Below are 16,174 nucleotides of genomic sequence, written 5' to 3'. Positions count from 1 at the left end.
AGGACAGAATAACCTGAAGAAGCGAAGCTGCATCAGCAGGTTATTCTGTCACCGGAGTGTCAGTGTAAGCAGGTCTATGGAAGACAACAGTGAAGGGGAGAACGTTTTGACAGGAGCAGTAGTAGGGATAATTATCGGAGTGTGTTATTTCATTCTGGGGTTAATGGTGTTTAAAAAACCACCGAAAATGATTAACGGAATATATGGATATCGGACCCCGCGTGCAATGAGTAATCCCGAGTTGTGGGACGAAGCGCAAAGTTATAGTGCCAATCTGATGATGCAATTTGGTGTGATTATTACGGTATTCGGCATTATCGGTTTCTGGCTTACAGATGTACGAGCTTTGGTGCTCAGTCTGGTTGCTACAGGGTTCTATACGATCAGACTATTTACCAGAGTTGAAGGGCGGTTGAAGCAAATGCAGCGTGCTCAACAGCAACAGCAACAGCAACAGCATGAGCAGAACGTTTAAGGTAAAATGAATGAATAGTGTAGAGAGGAAGACCTGCGTGTGAAGCGGGTCTTTTTTTGTTGAAGTAGAGAAGCGAAGAGGCTGTTAAACTCGCTAAGACTTCATACATAAAATCTAACGTTGACGTTAACGTTAATATTATATATAATTATGTACATAACATTATAGACATATGGAAGAGGTGAGGGAAATGAGTTTATATAAAATCGACGACGTAGCCAAGGAATGCGGTTTGACCAAGCGAACCATTCGGTATTATGAAGAGATTGGTGTCATGCCTTCACCTCAGCGGACAGATGGCGGGACGCGATTGTACACTCGAGAGGATATCGATTATCTGAAGAAGGTGGTTCGCGCTAAAGAGGTACTTGGATTCTCCCTTCAGGAGCTACATACCTATGTGGCAACGGCAGATGCCTTGAACGAACAACGTTTTGACTACCAGCAGACGACCGAAGTAAGAGAACGGATCGAGAAGCTTGCCACGATGGAAACAACGCTGGATGGTCAGCTACAACTGATTGAGCAGAAACTTCAGAGCATACATGCCGTACAGACTGAACTGGAAGAGCTGCGTGAACGCGTTCGGAGCGGTATTCAGAAGTTACAGGCACATGATCCGCAGAGTGATGAGGACGGCTAACCGAATTAGCATCTAATGTTTAATAACAAAACTGTATACACATAATCGCTACATGGAGTGAGCACCATAGTACCTGTCGCGATCCTGTACAAACACCGGATCTTCCGGTGTCATTTGTGCCGTTTTGTTACCTCTAATTCTGAAAATGTATAGATTGTTTTCATTATTTTCACGGTCGTTTTCAAATAAAAAGTTTCACCACATAAATTATTCACAGGAGGAATTACGTATGAAAAGAGAGCCATCATTACCGGACGAATTGCCGTCATCACGTGGGGGCCTGTTATCCCAGCCGCGAGCGGTATGGGCGGTTGCCTTTGCATGTATCATATCCTTTATGGGTCTGGGTCTGGTTGACCCGATTCTGCCCGCCATTGCAGATCAGCTGCATGCTTCCAAAAGCCAGGTGTCACTGCTATTTACCAGTTATAACGCTGTAACCGGGGTAGCGATGCTGATTACAGGTGTTGTATCCAGCCGAATTGGTGTGAAGTGGACGTTGCTCAGCGGTATATTGCTGATTATTATCTTCTCGTTCCTCGGCGGTACCTCAGACACGGTAGGTGCACTGGTTGGTTACCGTGGCGGTTGGGGACTTGGTAATGCCTTGTTCATCGCAACGGCGTTATCCGCCATTGTGGGACTGTCCACGTCGGGGACAGCCAAAGCGATTATTTTGTACGAAGCAGCACTTGGTCTCGGGATTGCGGTTGGTCCGCTGCTTGGTGGTGAGCTAGGTTCCATCTCTTGGCGTGGCCCGTTCTATGGCGTAGCTGTCCTGATGGCGATTGCCTTTATAAGCATTACATTTATGCTGCCCAAAATGGCCAAACCGAAAACACGCAGTTCGTTGTCTGATCCGTTCAAAGCATTAAGTTATCCTTCATTGAAAACATTGGCGATTACCGCCTTCCTTTATAACTTTGGTTTCTTTACCTTGATGGCTTATTCACCTTATGTAATGAATCTGGATGAGCACGGCCTGGGTTACGTATTCTTTGGCTGGGGACTGATGCTGGCGATTACGTCTGTATTCGTCGCACCAAGATTACAACGCCGATTCGGATCGGTTCCGTCCATGAGTGTCATGCTTACATTGTTCGCGATTGATCTGGTTGTTATGGCAGTAGGTACGGTGATGGGTTCACCAACTACCGTTATTGTGGCGGTCATTGTAGCGGGGATTTTCCTTGGGATTAACAACACATTGATTACAACGGCTGTTATGGAAGCTGCACCTGTGGAGCGTTCTGTTGCTTCTGCTGCATACAGCTTCGTTCGTTTCCTGGGTGGTGCACTTGCTCCATGGCTTGCGGGTAAATTGTCCGAGTGGTTCCTGCCGGAAACCCCGTTTTATTTTGGCGCATTAATGGTTCTGATTGGTGTCGTGGTACTGCTGGTACGCCGTCATCATCTGCGGGATATTGATTCCGCCATTACATCTCATTAATTCACTGGAGGAGGAATTGCAATGCTGAAACGTATATTGGTTGCTGTTGATGGTTCGGATCATGCGCATAAAGCTTTGGAGCAAGCACTGATTCTGGCTGAGAATATGAAACAACCCGCAAGTCTGTTGATCGTGCATGTTAATCCTGCCATCTCCATTAATGAACCTGCATTGGGTGTTGATCTGGAAGCTCGGATTGCCGAAGAAGGGCAACATATCATAGAACCGGTGACCAGACAGATGTCTGGACGAGACGTTGCATATGAAACACTGCTGATTGCGGGTGATCCCGTTAATGAGATTTGCCGTGTGGCGCGTGAACGAGATTGTGGAATGATCGTGATGGGCACGGGTGGGAAAGGCATGCTCGCAGAGATGATCGAGGGCAGTGTCAGCCATGGCGTGTTAAAACATGCAGAATGCCCCGTCCTGACGGTTAAATAGGTTGTGAAATCCTTTATAATGCAACAGCTCAAGATCGCCACAATGGCTCATCAGGTACGTTACAAGCTATGATTGCCGAACACCGTAGTGGGTTGATGGAACGGAAATAGTGTATAAATAGATAAGGTAATATACCGCCATATTCTTGAAGTAATTATTGGATGGAGGATGCAGCATATGAAAAAACAACATCTGTTTATCGGTGGCAAACCGACCGAATCCGTAGATTATAAAGAACTTCAAGCACCATACTCCGGGGAAACGCTGGCAGAAGTCTCTTCGGCTTCAGCCGAGGAAGCGGAGGCTGCTGTTGTAGCTGCGGTTCAAGCCGGGAAGGCAATGCGCCAGATGCCTGCACATCAGCGTGCAGATATTCTGTACAAGTTGTCCTCCATGCTTGAAGAACGCAAAGAAGAAGCAGCGCGAATCATAGCGCTTGAAGCGGCGAAGCCGATTACCGCAGCACTGGCCGAGGTTGACCGGACGGTGGAAACGTATCGTTTTGCCGCTGAAGAAGCCAAGCGACTGACCGGAGAGACGGTTCCGATGGATGCAGCCAAAGGTGGGGAAGGGCGTATCGGTTATACGATGCGGCAACCTCTAGGCGTCATTGGAGCCATAACGCCGTTTAATTTTCCAATGAATCTGGTAGCCCACAAGGTAGGTCCAGCGCTGGCAGCGGGCAATACGATTGTTCTCAAACCTGCGGAGCAGACGCCTCTGTCTTCCTATTACATTGCTAATCTGCTTCAGGAAGCCGGATTGCCGGATGGTGCACTGAATGTGGTGAGCGGTGATGGTAAAACGATTGGTGATGTGCTTGTGGAGCACCCCCATGTTGCTCACATTACGTTTACAGGCAGTCCAGCGGTAGGAACGAGCATTCGTAGCAAAGCAGGACTCAAACGCGTGACACTGGAGCTTGGGTCGAATGCAGCGGTAATCGTGGATAAGGACGCAGATCTGGACAAAGTGGTTCCTCGATGTGTGACGGGAGCTTTCACGTATCAGGGACAGGTATGTATCTCGCTACAGCGAATCTACGTACATCGTGACATCTCGGAAGAATTCATCCAGCGTTTCGCTGAAGCGGCTAAACAAGTAGTGGTCGGAGACCCGCTGAACCCGGATACGGTGGTCTCTGCGCTAATTACCTCCAAGGATGTACAGCGTACACTCGACTGGATTGAAGAAGCCAAACAGGCCGGGGCTGAAGTAGCAGCAGGTGGTCAAGCTGAAGGAGGAGTTCTGCGTCCAACGGTACTGATTAACGTTCCGCGTGATGCGAAGGTATCCTGTCAGGAAGTGTTTGCACCCATCGTTGTGATCAATACGGTAGATTCCGTTGAAGAGGGTATTGAACATGTTAACGATTCGATATACGGGCTTCAGGCAGGCATATTTACAAACGATATTCATACTGCCCTCCATGCTGTCGATCAGATCGAAGCAGGCGGAGTTATGATTAATGATATTCCGACGTTCCGAGTGGATCACATGCCCTATGGTGGGGTGAAACAGAGTGGTATCGGACGTGAAGGTGTAAAATATGCTGTAGAGGAAATGACGGAATTGAAGTTTGTCATGTTTAACAAAGGGTGATTCTTTTCGTTTCCCGTGCTCTATATTCCGTATGCCAATGAGAACATAATCATACGATCCTGTGCCACGATAATGGCGCAGGATTTTTTTATAGGAGATCATAGAAATTATATAAGTTCAACAAAATATTTACACTGATAAAGGAGAGGGCAGAAATAACCTGAAGAAACGAAGTGGTCGCCTTTATCACCGGATTTTTCCCTTTAAAAAGGGAATCAAAAAAATCTGGGGATAACAGTGATCGGAAGGTTATTCTGTCATCGAGTGGCCAGTGTAAATATTATTTGGTTGAACTTATATATCAAAAAATACATGCGAATTCTTAGCCGACTGCGGGTTCACATCTGATGAGACGGGTATAACATAGTTAACATACCGCAACATAACTGACCAAACGCCGCTCATATCACCGAAGCATGATGTACCCATCCAGAGCACGAGCGGAATGAAGCGGTACAGCATTGCCGAAAGTCTTATATTCTCTCATTATTCAAATACAATGCAGTATGAATTAAGCCTGAACTCTGGAGTTGCAGGACAGGCAGGAGGTGTATTCAAATGGCGTATTCCATGGTTGACGTATCGGGAATGTCAGGCGTAAGTCTGAACGAACTGAGTCAGTATGCAGAGACAGGTCTTCTAAATCCGGCTTTTGGGGATGTAGATGAGGACATCTATTATGAAAAGCAGGAATTGTTGAGACTCCAGCAAATCCTTTTCTGTAAGGAAGTGGGTATGCAGGAGAATGAGATTGGACCGATGCTCCGGGATAATCCTCAGGATGTCATACGCATCATGAAGCAGCACCGCATTGATATTCTGGAGAAGGCATTCCGTCTGCATGGATTGATTCAGACACTGGACAAAACGATCTCTCATTTGCAAGGTGAAAAGGAAATTGATGAACATGAGCTTTATTTCGGTTTTGTAAATAAGGGGCGTCACCAGTTGCTGAATGAATCGGGTTCTGACCCTGTAGTCACTAATGATATGAGCCATGTGCAGACAGACGGTGCTCAGAGGTCCGACATCCAATCTTCCAATTCATCCACATTGCCTGAAAAGCAGGAGTTGAAGTCAAAAGAAGATTATCTGGATTCCCAGGCGAAAATTGATCAAGTTCATCTGGACTTGCAACAGGCCATTGAGGATGGCTTGGAACCCGGTAGTGCAAAAGTACAACGGATTATTGGCAGGCATCTTGAATGGATCAAAGGTTATTATACACCCACCGCTGAGATCTATCGGGATTTGGCCAATCTGTATGTAGAGCATAAAAATTTCCGTCAGATGTATGATGGTTACCACCCGAGACTGGCTGAATTCCTGCGGGATGGGATGATGATTAAAGCGGAACATGATTTATCCTAGATGCATAAAGTAACATGGGCGAGCAAGAACATGGGTGTGAATCATAATGGATAACAAAGAGCGCAGACCTCTGAGAGGACTGCGCTCTTTGTTATCACGGGCTCTTCAGCATCGTGTGTGATGAGACTCCGATCACCTTATTCATCAATTCCTAAAGGGGTATGGTTGCCTCCAACTGCTCTGTGAGCAGGCTTACGGCTTTCTCCAGGAAGACGCGGTCTTCGTCGTCAAAACGGTTTTTGATCGGGCTGTCGATATCCAGCACCCCGTACAGTTCGCCGTTTTTGATAATCGGTACGACAATCTCACTGTTCGATGCTGCATCACAGGCAATGTGGCCTGGGAAGGCATGAACATCATCAACGACCAGGGTACGTTTTTCCGCAGCAGAAGTGCCGCATACACCACGTCCCAGTGGAATTCGGATACAGGCAGGAAGTCCTTGGAATGGCCCGAGGACCAGTTCTTTTCCATCATAAAGATAGAAGCCGACCCAATTGGTGTCGGTCATAAATACATTGAGCAGCGCAGCAGCGTTCGCCAGATTGGCAATCGCACTAGGTTCATCGCGGATCAGAGCACTTAACTGTCCCAGGACGGCGGTGTGCTGCTCACTTCGTGTTCCTTCATAGGAAACAGCTTGAAACATGGTAAATCACCCTCCCGAGCAAAATGGTACTTATTTTCAAGATAGTGCAGAGGATGCGGTTAGTCAAGCGGAGGATTTCGGAAAGGGAAGGGAATACCTGAAGAATCCTCCTGTTTCTCAGCTTCTTGCGCGGGGTAATTACTTAGCAACCACGGAGGGCTATAACCCGGGAAGGAGCTTGGCTTATGCATGCAGAGGTACAGAATCTTTTTGTACGGATTCATCTACTATATTTCGCGCAAAATCAGGATTTGAACGTTAGCGAGGCACTGCCCCTATTGGAAGAACGGGGATATCGCGTTGGAGAGCGGGAGATCAAGCAGGAGCTTGAACACCTGACACAGGAGAATTTCCTGACCGCCCACGGGGACCAATGGAGCCTAACCGGGACTGGCATCGAAGAATTCAAGGAAATCACGGCTGTGTTTGGCCGGGTTAGCGATGAATTACTGGGGAAGGGCAAGAAAACGTCCAAAGCTTAAAATTCATTTGGACAAGCCATGATTCCGTAATTCACTCAAACTTGAATTGATCCATACGTACAACAAGACCGGGAGCGACATTGGCCCGGTTTTTTGACGTGTGTCCATGACTGAACAGTTGCCATTCAGCGCAGGTTATGATTAGATGACTAGTGAATATTATGGTCTGCGGAGATAGATCGGATCGGAGTGTCTTTATATGTATAAATGCAAAGGAAGAATTCCCGAAATGGAGACTGCGCGGCTTCGTCTGCGTAAAATGCGTCGCCGGGATGCGGCCCAGATGTTCGCATGCTGGTCAGATCGCGAGGTGACCCGTTACATGAATCTTGCACCCATGATTGGGACAAGCGAAGCGGCGGACATGATCGCACTGCTCAACCAAATGGCAGGAGAAGAGGATGCGATCCGGTGGGGGATTGAACTCAAAGAAACAGGCAAGCTCATCGGCAGCTGTGGCTTCAATACATGGCAGCTTGAAGGCGCATTCCGGGGTGAGATTGGTTATGAGCTGGGACGTGATTATTGGCGCCACGGTTATATGACGGAGGCTTTCTCTGCATTGCTGCCTTTTGGATATGAGACCATGGGTCTTAATCGGATTGAAGCGCTGGTTGATCCGCGTAATCTGGCTTCCGGCGAGTTCCTGACAAACCGCGGCTTCACGCGAGAAGGGCTGTTGCGACAAGTACAACATACGTCCACCGGATACAAGGATATGGTGATGTATTCCATGTTGTATGATGAGTTCCTTCGCAAGAAAGCTAAATAAAAGAGAGAAACGAAGAGAGAAGGGTTTGTGTGAATGCAACTGGAGGTTTGAAGCGCAGTTTCATCTTGACGGGGCTGTTGCTCGCGACATTTCTGTCCGCGATTGAAGGTACCGTAATTGGTCCGGCAGGGCCGACCATTGTCAGTGAGCTGGGGAGTGTACAGCTGCTGAGCTGGATTTTCACCGCATACCTGCTGACAATGGCTGTGAGTACGCCCATTTTCGGTAAAATCAGTGACTTGTATGGACGAAAGCCTGTATTTCTGATTGGCTGTGCCTTATTTTTACTGGGTTCACTCTTGTGCTGTCTGTCGCAGAACATGGAGCAATTAATTATTTTTCGTGCCATTCAAGGGATCGGTGCGGGTGCGGTAGTTCCTGTTACATTTACGATTATTGGGGACATCTACGCCATTGAAGAACGTGGCAAAATTCAGGGCTGGATCAGCTCCGTGTGGGGCATTTCCTCTCTGGCAGGACCACTGCTTGGAGGTTATTTTGTAGATAATCTGGGCTGGCAGTGGATCTTTGGTTTTAATGTGCCGTTTGGTCTGCTTGCGATGTGGTTTGTATTTCGTTATCTGAAGGAAGATATCTCTCCACGTACGGCCAAAATTGATTATGTCGGTGCACTGACCTTCACGGTGGGTATTACCGCGTTGTTGTTCGTCCTGTCGGCGGGTGGGCAGTATTATGCCTGGAGTTCTCCGTTGATTGTAGGACTGAGTGTGGTTGCCGCTCTGTTTATTATTTTATTTTTTGTGGTGGAAAAAAGAGCTCAGGCCCCTATGGTTCCACTACATTTGTTCCGAATTCGGGACATCCGTGTGGCGAATATCGCCGGACTGCTGACCAGTACCCTGATGATCGGCCTGACCAGTTATTTGCCGCTCTGGGTGCAGGGGGTTCGGGGAGGTAATGCGACGGAATCCGGGTTGCTGCTCGCGCCGATGTCGGTGGGTTGGCTCATTGGTAGTGTGTTGGCAGGCCGCCTGTTGATGAAAATTGGATCACGTATGACTGCATTGATTGGATTAACCGGAATTGCGATCGGATCGGGTGGACTCTTTCTGGTGGGCGGGACATCCCCGCAGGCTGTGCTATTTATATTGACCTTTATTTATGGTCTCGGCTTCGGATTTGCGTTCACGATCTTCACCATTATTGCGCAGTCTTCTGTAGGGTATAAGGAGCGTGGCTCCTCTACGGCACTGCATACGTTCATGCGTACGTTGGGACAGACGATTGGTGCAGCGGCTTTTGGTACCTGGTTGAACTATCGAATCTCCACGTTATCGAGTGAGCAGAATCTGGCGGAGGCTGGAATTTCGGAGAATGATCTGAATGAACTGCTCGCACCACATACGGATGCAGCACTATCAGATGATAAATGGGCGCTGCTGCGTAACGTGCTGGAAGGAAGCTTGCATTCCCTGTTTGTGATTATGTTTGTCATTGCACTGGTCTCGTGGGTAACGACGCTTGCTCTACGCAAACGTTTAATTGTACCCGAAGATGCAGATGCTCCCCCGCAGCCACAAGGCTCAGAGTAAGAGGAAGATATATATACAAAAAACATATGAAAAACCGGATTCGCCGATGTCAGGCAAATCCGGTTATTTTTGTTGATGGCACATGTGCAGTGGACTAGAGTGTAACTTCAAACTCAGGCAAGAGATACGTTGGGGGATGCCCGGGTCTAAAGCATTTTGAAGTACAGGCTGGCTGATCCTGGTGAATCGTCCAGACGAATTTCTTAGGAACTGAGGACGTCTTATTAGACCTTCTGCTCCTCTTTCTAAATTGTAAGGAACATGAGACACCTTATTTCCCGAAATCACCTGAAAAACACGTTGTAAACGGCTGTTTATTCAAAGATAGCGTGTGTCAGATTCCTTAAAATGCTGCGAGCGCTTCAAACCCCTGAATAAGACGTCACAGGTTCGTTAGCGCTCCCGCTCCATATCTTCTCCAGTACATTCTGTTACGCTCCCGCTTTCGGCAGGTTTGAAGATACACTCTAGCTGCTTGCTGATAAACGGTCTGCAGAATGTGCAAGCCTTCCCAAGAGTTCGGACAGCAATTCCTTGTCTTCCTCACTTAGTCCACTTACAGCCCGATCAATCTTCAACGCATAGCCTGGATAGATGTCATCCATGGTACGCTGTCCTTCTTCGGTCAGTTCCACAAAGATGATACGTCTGTCTTGCGGACAATGTTTGCGGTGTAACAATCCTTTTTGCTCCAGCTTATCGATCACATAGGTCACATTACCACTTTGCAGCAGAAGTTGTGCGCCAACCTGTTGAATCGGCTGAGCTCCTTTCATATATAACACTTCGAGCACCCCGTATGCGGTGGGGTTGAAGCCATGCACTTTGCTTCCGGATACAGCGTGTTCATTCACGCTCTTGAATGTCTGGGCCAAGGTGCGGTACAGATGAAGTGAACGTTCGGTTCCGATTTCTTGTAATTCCAGCATGCTGATCCCGCCTTTTCAGATTAGTTTTATAAGTTGAAATGATAAAGTTACAACCTACCACTACGAGGACAGAACAACCTTCCAATCACTGTTATCCCCAGATTTTTTGAAATATTCTTCAAAGGTAAAATCCGGTGATAGCGTATGCTTCCGATGGAGCTTTCTTTCAGAAAGCTTTTAGGTGAACGCTTCGCTTTTTCAGGTTATTTCTGTCCTCTCCGTTATGCTGTTCATGTAAAAGAGTATTTCAACTTATATGAGTTGGTTAGTTATGTTTGACGATTCAGGTTGTCGCCATGGTTTAATTGTAAACTTCTATTTCTACGAAAAACATGCGATATGTCACAAGATTTGCATTTTTAGCATTTAAAATTTGATCATTCATCATGCTAAAAAAATCATCCTTCAGATGTCGCTTCTTCTCCGTCTCTGGCAGGAGGTTGAGTCAAGCCCTAATCTCTTATAATGAGTTCATATTATGAATTCGGAAGGTAATGGAGGAGAAGAAGGATGACAAGTGATTTAACGTTTGCAGGACAACGACCGCTGAAAAATAACCGATCTTTTGTAACATTGATGGTGGCACAGGCCATTTCCAATCTGGGTGATTGGCTGCATCTGCTCGCAATCCTGACCCTCGTGGGTATCCGCTGGAATGCAACGCCATGGGAGATTACATTTGTCACACTTTCCGCAGCACTGCCTATTCTGTTGACAGGGCCATTCGCAGGCACGCTTGCAGATCGCCTGAACCGAAAATGGCTGATGATTGTAGCTGATGGTGCACGGATCATCATTGTGGGTGCATTAATTTTTGCTGACCAGATCTGGCACGTGTACATACTGCTTGTCCTCAAATCCCTGTTTGATGTAATCTTCTCTCCGGCCAAAAACGGAAAGCTGAAGGAAATTGTACCTCGCGAACAGCTTGCGCAAGCTGTATCCATCAGCTCGGTGATCGAACAGATGTCCAAAATTATCGGTCCAGCGCTTGGTGGACTGCTGGTAGCCGCTTTTGGCATCACCTGGTGTTTTGTTCTCGATTCAGCCTCTTTTCTGATCTCCGGCATCATTTTATTGTGGATTCCTGGAACTCGGGTGATCCAATCTGCAATTCATAACGTAACAGAAGTAGAGGAAGAGACAGCTGGGGATGTTCGCAACCGCCCAAAAGACTCTTTTTGGAAAGAAACACAGGAGGGCATCCGTATGCTCGCATCTCTCCCTCATGTAGGAACGTCTCTCATCTTGCTTGCTTCAGCCATACTTTTTCTGCAATTTGCCGATTCACAGACTGTGGTGTTATTCAGACAACTTCCCGGAATTTCAAGTGATCTGCTGGGATGGTGCGTGGCAGCAAGTGGCGTAGGCACATTAATTGCAGCGATGAGTGTGCGGAAGTGGAAGCATGCAGGGCATGTTTTGAAAATGGGTCTGGGTACCATACTCATGGGTCTGGTTATCGGCGGAGCCGGAGTTATTGTTGGGATTTGGCCGCACGCCGGGCTAGGTGCCAATCTGTTGTTAGTATCCCTCTTTGCCCTGGCAGGTGTCGGAATTGGGTTTGCGATTGTACCCTTTCAGATCCTGTTGCAGGAACAGACACCTGAGGCAATGACAGGCAGGGTATTTGGAACGGTAGGCAGCGTAATGACAGCCAGTAATATTATGGGCCCGGTGGTAGGCGGATTCATGGTCACCTCATTTGGTGTAGTGCCGGCTTTTGTCTGTTCAGGCATTTTGCTCACCCTGCTTGGGTTGATTTATTTGATGAAACGTAGCGGGGAAAAAGCCGATCTGAATGGCTCCATTGCAGCCAAGACCATGGTTGCAGGCGACTGAAAACAGGCCGAATCTGCTCAGGTTAGAACAGTTGAAATGAAGGTTTGAATTTACTTCAAATTTTAAGTTTATGATTAAAAAGCGTTTGAGTAAACGCCTTCACGTTTAATGAGGAACAGGCATAAATCCCTGTATTCAAATTAATCCTAGGGGAAAACTCATATGCCTTGTCCCACCAACGCATTAGCGGAAAGGGGGTGAAGCAACTTGAATGTAAAGTTACCAAAATCGATTGTGCGTCTTGGAAGCATACCACTGGCTATACTTGCCGGGACTTTGCTTCTGGGAGTTGGATCGTCACATGTATACGCCGATGATGCTCAGGCATCTTCTGAAAAACCGTCCAGCGGATTGTCGCTAAATTTGTTTTCACGTGATTCGGATGGCGGGTTGAATCTGACTCCGTCGGTATCGGTATCCACACCACTACTGGATGTTGAAGTTCCGTCGATCAAAGCGAATGAATCCACAGGTAAGTTGAGTGTATCTGAGCTGAAAGTAGATACACCGCTTGGATCGGCCGGAACATCAGAGATTGGGATTGATGCGAAGAAGGGAAACGTCGAACTGCCGTCTGTACAGGCGGATACACCGGTGATCAAAGCCGATGTATCAAGCAGTCAGGTGAACCTAAACGAAGGTACAGCTTCCTTGCCTGGCGTTACCGCAGAGGTACCCAAAGTGATCAAGGCAGAGACGTCTGCTGTGAAAACAGACCTTCGACAGGGTAAGGTTGAATTACCTTCCGTGAAGGTGGATGTACCCGAGGTTACTTCGGTCAATATCTCTTCATCCCGAGTGGATCTGAGTAAGGGAAATGTCCAGCTCCCTTCTGTGAGAGCAGAAGTTCCAGTTGCAGACGTATCCGCTGAACTCAATCCTGATCAGGAAAAGATGGAGATTCCGAGTGTGAAGCCGGAACCGCCTGTAGTCACTCCGGAAAAGCCGACGGTTGTCAAAACACCGAATGTTGAAATTTCCAATACGAGTGCACTCGCAGATCCTGTTTCACCACAGAAAAATGAGGAAGGACAGGACGCGGTACAGGCTACGGGCAAAGTGGTGGAGGTCACCCCGGAACCAGGAGTACGTCCAGAACAACCTGTTGTCTCGCAGGCATTGCCTGTAGAAGGAACCGATCTGACGCAGGATTCCGATGTCAATGCAGGTTTGCCCGATAACGAGTTATTCCTCGTAGAGCAATCATCTGCTAAACCAACTGTCACTGAACAAGTGCAGAGTAACCAGGAAGCCAATCTGAAGCAAGATGATGCTGATGCAGCATCTCCATTACAGCCTCGCACAGAACGACCAACAAGTTGGTCTGTTGCGGCAACTTCTCCCGGAGCAGCTAATGCTTCCGCAGGGACAAGCTCCGGTTCGTCGGGTTTAAATGGGGGGGGAGCAACCGCTCCAGCCGCTGCACTTCCGGGAGCAACAACGGGTCTGGTTACGCCAGATTACGATTTTGCTTTCCGAATGGAACGGCTCGATGGATTCAGTCAATGGTCACAGGCACCGCCTGGGCGGCCGCCGCAATATACCTCTTTCTCTCAATAACAATGGCGTTAATTCAACCAAAATTGAGAAGGAGTGTATATAATCATGAAAAAAGTGAATCGTTGGGTAAAATTGTCGGTATTGTCGGGTACGTTGGTGGCTGGATTGCTGGGAACTTCGCAGGCAACTTACGCAGATAGCTATAGCAATAACAGCAGTGGAAATCTGGATCTAAATGCAGGTTTGCGCCTGGAACTGGGATCTCTTCTGTCTGGACACCGTGACACGGGTTACGGAAACCATGGTAGCTATGGAGGTTCATCCAGTGCAAGCGGAGCATTGAATTTGGATCTTGGACTCAATGCCGGCTTATCCTCAGAGAGCACGAACCGATACAATGATCGTTCTTCCGACCACACTGCTGAGCGTAGCAGTGCTGGCAAGCTGGGCCTTGGCCTGAATGCCAATGTTTCGGGAGAAGGTACAACGATGAGCGATTATTCACGAGGCGGCGACCATCGGAACGTGAACAGCAGCTATGCGAGCGAAAGCCGTGGAGCACTGGGTCTTGGTCTGAATGCGAAAGCAGAAGGAGAGAGTGCGACATGGACTCAATCTGAACGCAACAACAGCGTAAATGACCGTGATCGTAACGTAAACAGCAGCTACGCAACTGAAAGTCGTGGAGCACTGGATCTTGGTCTGAACGCGAAAGCGGAAGGAGAGAGTGCGACGATGACTCAATCCGAGCGCACTAACAGCGTGAAAGACACCGAGCGTAACGTAAACAGCAGCTATGCGAGTGAAAGTCGTGGAGCGCTGGGGCTTGGTCTGAACGTGAATGCCGAAGGAGAGAGTGCAACGATGGCTCAATCCGAACGCACTAACAGCGTGAAAGACACCGAGCGTAACGTAAACAGCAGCTACGCAACTAAAAGTCGTGGAGCGCTGGATCTGGGTCTGAACGCGAAAGCCGAAGGAGAGAGTGCGACATGGACTCAATCTGAACGCAACAACAGCATAAATGACCGTGAGCGTAACGTAAACAGCAGCTACGCAACTGAAAGTCGTGGAGCGCTGGATCTGGGTTTGAACGCGAAAGCGGAAGGCGAGAGTGCAACGATGACTCAATCTGAACGCAGCAACAGCGTGAAAGACAGCGAGCGTAACGTGAACAGCAGCTACGCAAGCGAAAGCCGCGGCGCCCTGGATCTGGGTCTGAACGCTAAGGCAGAAGGAGAGAGTGCAACGATGGCTCAATCCGAACGCAACAACAGCATGAAAGACACCGAGCGTAACGTGAACAGCAGTTATGCAAGCGAAAGCCGCGGAGCCTTGGATCTGGGTCTGAACGCTAAGGCAGAAGGAGAGAGTGCAACGACGGCTCAATCTGAACGCAGCAACAGCGTGAAAGACACCGAGCGTAACGTAAACAGCAACTACGCGAGCGAAAGCCGTGGAGCACTGGATCTGGGTCTGAACGTGGATGCGGATGCAGAGAGTGGAACTACATCTGTGGTGGAGACAAATCGGTAATATGAGATTTTCACTGTAATATGAAGAAGCAGGGGATCCGGAACCCCTGCTTCTTTTTTTGCATTGTTACGACATATGAGTTAGCGTTCTTCTGAATGTTCTTCTAATATGCGCACTATCTTTTCAAATGTATACTCGCCTTCGGCAATGTTGACCATAAATTCTACGGCATATTTACGTTCCATCTGCAAATGGTAGCCATTCACTCGCAGAAAGGACTTGGTTACAAGATAAGCTGTACGTTTATTTCCGTTATAGAAACAGTGGTTTTTAACCAATGACTCTAATAAGGCAGTAGCTTTATCAAATATGGAAGGGTAGGCATCCTCTCCAAACAAACTTTGGAGAGGTCTATTTATCGCAGAATCCAACAAAGCAGAATCCTTAACCCCAGCTTGTGCTGTATCATTCATCTTCTTCATCATAAAATGGTGAGCGGCTACTACTTCTTCAATGGAAAGGAATATGGTCATCTTAACGATCCCTTAAATCATTTAGGATATCCTCATCTTCTTCGAAAACGTCGAAGAAAGCTTCCAGTACTTCGGGTCTTACATGTTCGGGTATTTTTATTTGTTTAACCTTTTTTAGTACAATTTCTCCCTGACTATTTTCAATAAATTCAATCTCATCGCCCTGAGAAACATGGAGCTTATCAATCAAAACCTTAGGCAAGCTAATGCCCAAGCTGTTTCCCATCTTGCCTATTTTGCGAGAAAGAATTTTTCTTTTGGAATGCTCCTCTTTCATCTGAGCCCCACCATTCATGATATATTCCTCCTATAGTATGATCTAACTTATGAAAGTAATACATTTGTATGTAATAATGTTAGTATGTAATAACATTATAACATGGTTTGTACTTCAAAATGCTCAAAATGATCAAACAAACAGCCCGTAACTCGATTACAATAAAACATAAAGAA

Annotated in this window: 16 protein-coding genes; 12 read left to right on the top strand and 4 right to left on the bottom strand. The window is 47.5% G+C overall.

Annotation, left to right across the window (positions count from 1 at the left end; all coding sequences use genetic code 11):
• The first annotated feature begins 106 nt into the window (after positions 1-106).
• From NSQ38_RS01725 to NSQ38_RS01700, 6 genes are all read left to right on the top strand, one after another.
• Positions 107-475: an SdpI family protein gene (locus NSQ38_RS01725; RefSeq protein ID WP_339786561.1), complete on the top strand. Its 369-nt coding sequence runs from the start codon at positions 107-109 to the stop codon at positions 473-475.
• Positions 476-665: 190 nt separating this feature from the next.
• Positions 666-1,118 (top strand): MerR family transcriptional regulator, encoded by a 453-nt coding sequence (locus NSQ38_RS01720; protein ID WP_338590632.1) that lies wholly within the window; start codon positions 666-668, stop codon positions 1,116-1,118.
• A gap of 229 nt (positions 1,119-1,347) precedes the next feature.
• On the top strand, positions 1,348-2,568 hold the full coding sequence (locus NSQ38_RS01715; protein WP_062837652.1) for an MFS transporter: 1,221 nt from the start codon (positions 1,348-1,350) through the stop codon (positions 2,566-2,568).
• Between the two features lie 21 nt (positions 2,569-2,589).
• Positions 2,590-3,012 carry a universal stress protein gene (locus NSQ38_RS01710; protein ID WP_339786558.1) on the top strand — a complete coding sequence of 141 codons (423 nt, stop codon included), beginning with the start codon at positions 2,590-2,592 and terminating at the stop codon, positions 3,010-3,012.
• 177 nt (positions 3,013-3,189) lie between these two features.
• Positions 3,190-4,614, top strand: coding sequence for an aldehyde dehydrogenase family protein (locus tag NSQ38_RS01705; protein WP_339786555.1), 1,425 nt, complete (start codon positions 3,190-3,192; stop codon positions 4,612-4,614).
• A 558-nt stretch (positions 4,615-5,172) separates the two neighbouring features.
• The gene (locus NSQ38_RS01700) at positions 5,173-5,985 is read left to right on the top strand and encodes a TipAS antibiotic-recognition domain-containing protein (RefSeq protein ID WP_339786553.1); all 813 of its coding nucleotides are present in this window, start codon (positions 5,173-5,175) and stop codon (positions 5,983-5,985) included.
• A 151-nt stretch (positions 5,986-6,136) separates the two neighbouring features.
• Here the strand turns inward: NSQ38_RS01700 and NSQ38_RS01695 are convergent, their stop codons facing one another.
• Positions 6,137-6,634 carry a GAF domain-containing protein gene (locus tag NSQ38_RS01695; protein ID WP_036614172.1) on the bottom strand — a complete coding sequence of 166 codons (498 nt, stop codon included), beginning with the start codon at positions 6,632-6,634 and terminating at the stop codon, positions 6,137-6,139.
• A 185-nt stretch (positions 6,635-6,819) separates the two neighbouring features.
• Here NSQ38_RS01695 and NSQ38_RS01690 point away from each other — a divergent pair, with 185 nt between their 5' ends.
• The 3 genes from NSQ38_RS01690 to NSQ38_RS01680 all read left to right on the top strand — a co-directional run bounded on the left by NSQ38_RS01690 (position 6,820) and on the right by NSQ38_RS01680 (position 9,441).
• The gene (locus tag NSQ38_RS01690; RefSeq protein WP_036614170.1) at positions 6,820-7,116 is read left to right on the top strand and encodes a hypothetical protein; all 297 of its coding nucleotides are present in this window, start codon (positions 6,820-6,822) and stop codon (positions 7,114-7,116) included.
• Positions 7,117-7,315: 199 nt separating this feature from the next.
• Positions 7,316-7,888: a GNAT family protein gene (locus tag NSQ38_RS01685; protein ID WP_339786551.1), complete on the top strand. Its 573-nt coding sequence runs from the start codon at positions 7,316-7,318 to the stop codon at positions 7,886-7,888.
• 47 nt (positions 7,889-7,935) lie between these two features.
• On the top strand, positions 7,936-9,441 hold the full coding sequence (locus NSQ38_RS01680; RefSeq protein WP_339790364.1) for an MDR family MFS transporter: 1,506 nt from the start codon (positions 7,936-7,938) through the stop codon (positions 9,439-9,441).
• Between the two features lie 467 nt (positions 9,442-9,908).
• Here the strand turns inward: NSQ38_RS01680 and NSQ38_RS01675 are convergent, their stop codons facing one another.
• Entirely contained in the window at positions 9,909-10,370 is a 462-nt protein-coding gene (locus NSQ38_RS01675; protein WP_017690799.1) for a MarR family transcriptional regulator, read from the bottom strand.
• A 510-nt stretch (positions 10,371-10,880) separates the two neighbouring features.
• Here NSQ38_RS01675 and NSQ38_RS01670 point away from each other — a divergent pair.
• The 3 genes from NSQ38_RS01670 (at position 10,881) to NSQ38_RS01660 (ending at position 15,248) form a co-directional block, all read left to right on the top strand.
• Positions 10,881-12,212 (top strand): MFS transporter, encoded by a 1,332-nt coding sequence (locus NSQ38_RS01670; protein WP_339786549.1) that lies wholly within the window; start codon positions 10,881-10,883, stop codon positions 12,210-12,212.
• 207 nt (positions 12,213-12,419) lie between these two features.
• A complete protein-coding gene (locus NSQ38_RS01665; RefSeq protein WP_339786546.1) occupies positions 12,420-13,772 on the top strand; it encodes a hypothetical protein in 1,353 nt (450 codons plus the stop codon).
• 45 nt (positions 13,773-13,817) lie between these two features.
• Positions 13,818-15,248, top strand: a complete 1,431-nt coding sequence (locus NSQ38_RS01660) for a hypothetical protein (protein ID WP_339786544.1) — start codon at positions 13,818-13,820, stop codon at positions 15,246-15,248.
• An 80-nt stretch (positions 15,249-15,328) separates the two neighbouring features.
• Here NSQ38_RS01660 and NSQ38_RS01655 read toward each other — a convergent pair whose 3' ends face one another.
• Together NSQ38_RS01655 and NSQ38_RS01650 are read right to left on the bottom strand one after the other, a co-directional pair.
• Positions 15,329-15,721 carry a type II toxin-antitoxin system death-on-curing family toxin gene (locus NSQ38_RS01655; protein ID WP_339786541.1) on the bottom strand — a complete coding sequence of 131 codons (393 nt, stop codon included), beginning with the start codon at positions 15,719-15,721 and terminating at the stop codon, positions 15,329-15,331.
• A 1-nt stretch (position 15,722) separates the two neighbouring features.
• Positions 15,723-16,016, bottom strand: coding sequence for an AbrB/MazE/SpoVT family DNA-binding domain-containing protein (locus tag NSQ38_RS01650; RefSeq protein ID WP_339786538.1), 294 nt, complete (start codon positions 16,014-16,016; stop codon positions 15,723-15,725).
• Between the last annotated feature and the right edge of the window lie 158 nt (positions 16,017-16,174).

Source organism: Paenibacillus sp. FSL R7-0313, assembly GCF_037969885.1.
Lineage (GTDB): Bacteria > Bacillota > Bacilli > Paenibacillales > Paenibacillaceae > Paenibacillus.
This window is presented reverse-complemented; position numbering and strand designations above follow the sequence as displayed.

What these genes read in the sequence shown, in the direction of transcription:
- NSQ38_RS01675 (WP_017690799.1), bottom strand. Translation starts at nt 10,370, where the DNA reads ATGCTGGAATTACAAGAAATCGGAACCGAACGTTCACTTCATCTGTAC.
- NSQ38_RS01695 (WP_036614172.1), bottom strand. Translation starts at nt 6,634, where the DNA reads ATGTTTCAAGCTGTTTCCTATGAAGGAACACGAAGTGAGCAGCACACC.
- NSQ38_RS01685 (WP_339786551.1), top strand. Translation starts at nt 7,316, where the DNA reads ATGTATAAATGCAAAGGAAGAATTCCCGAAATGGAGACTGCGCGGCTT.
- NSQ38_RS01715 (WP_062837652.1), top strand. Translation starts at nt 1,348, where the DNA reads ATGAAAAGAGAGCCATCATTACCGGACGAATTGCCGTCATCACGTGGG.
- NSQ38_RS01655 (WP_339786541.1), bottom strand. Translation starts at nt 15,721, where the DNA reads ATGACCATATTCCTTTCCATTGAAGAAGTAGTAGCCGCTCACCATTTT.
- NSQ38_RS01670 (WP_339786549.1), top strand. Translation starts at nt 10,881, where the DNA reads ATGACAAGTGATTTAACGTTTGCAGGACAACGACCGCTGAAAAATAAC.
- NSQ38_RS01700 (WP_339786553.1), top strand. Translation starts at nt 5,173, where the DNA reads ATGGCGTATTCCATGGTTGACGTATCGGGAATGTCAGGCGTAAGTCTG.
- NSQ38_RS01710 (WP_339786558.1), top strand. Translation starts at nt 2,590, where the DNA reads ATGCTGAAACGTATATTGGTTGCTGTTGATGGTTCGGATCATGCGCAT.
- NSQ38_RS01720 (WP_338590632.1), top strand. Translation starts at nt 666, where the DNA reads ATGAGTTTATATAAAATCGACGACGTAGCCAAGGAATGCGGTTTGACC.
- NSQ38_RS01660 (WP_339786544.1), top strand. Translation starts at nt 13,818, where the DNA reads ATGAAAAAAGTGAATCGTTGGGTAAAATTGTCGGTATTGTCGGGTACG.
- NSQ38_RS01705 (WP_339786555.1), top strand. Translation starts at nt 3,190, where the DNA reads ATGAAAAAACAACATCTGTTTATCGGTGGCAAACCGACCGAATCCGTA.
- NSQ38_RS01690 (WP_036614170.1), top strand. Translation starts at nt 6,820, where the DNA reads ATGCATGCAGAGGTACAGAATCTTTTTGTACGGATTCATCTACTATAT.
- NSQ38_RS01650 (WP_339786538.1), bottom strand. Translation starts at nt 16,016, where the DNA reads ATGAATGGTGGGGCTCAGATGAAAGAGGAGCATTCCAAAAGAAAAATT.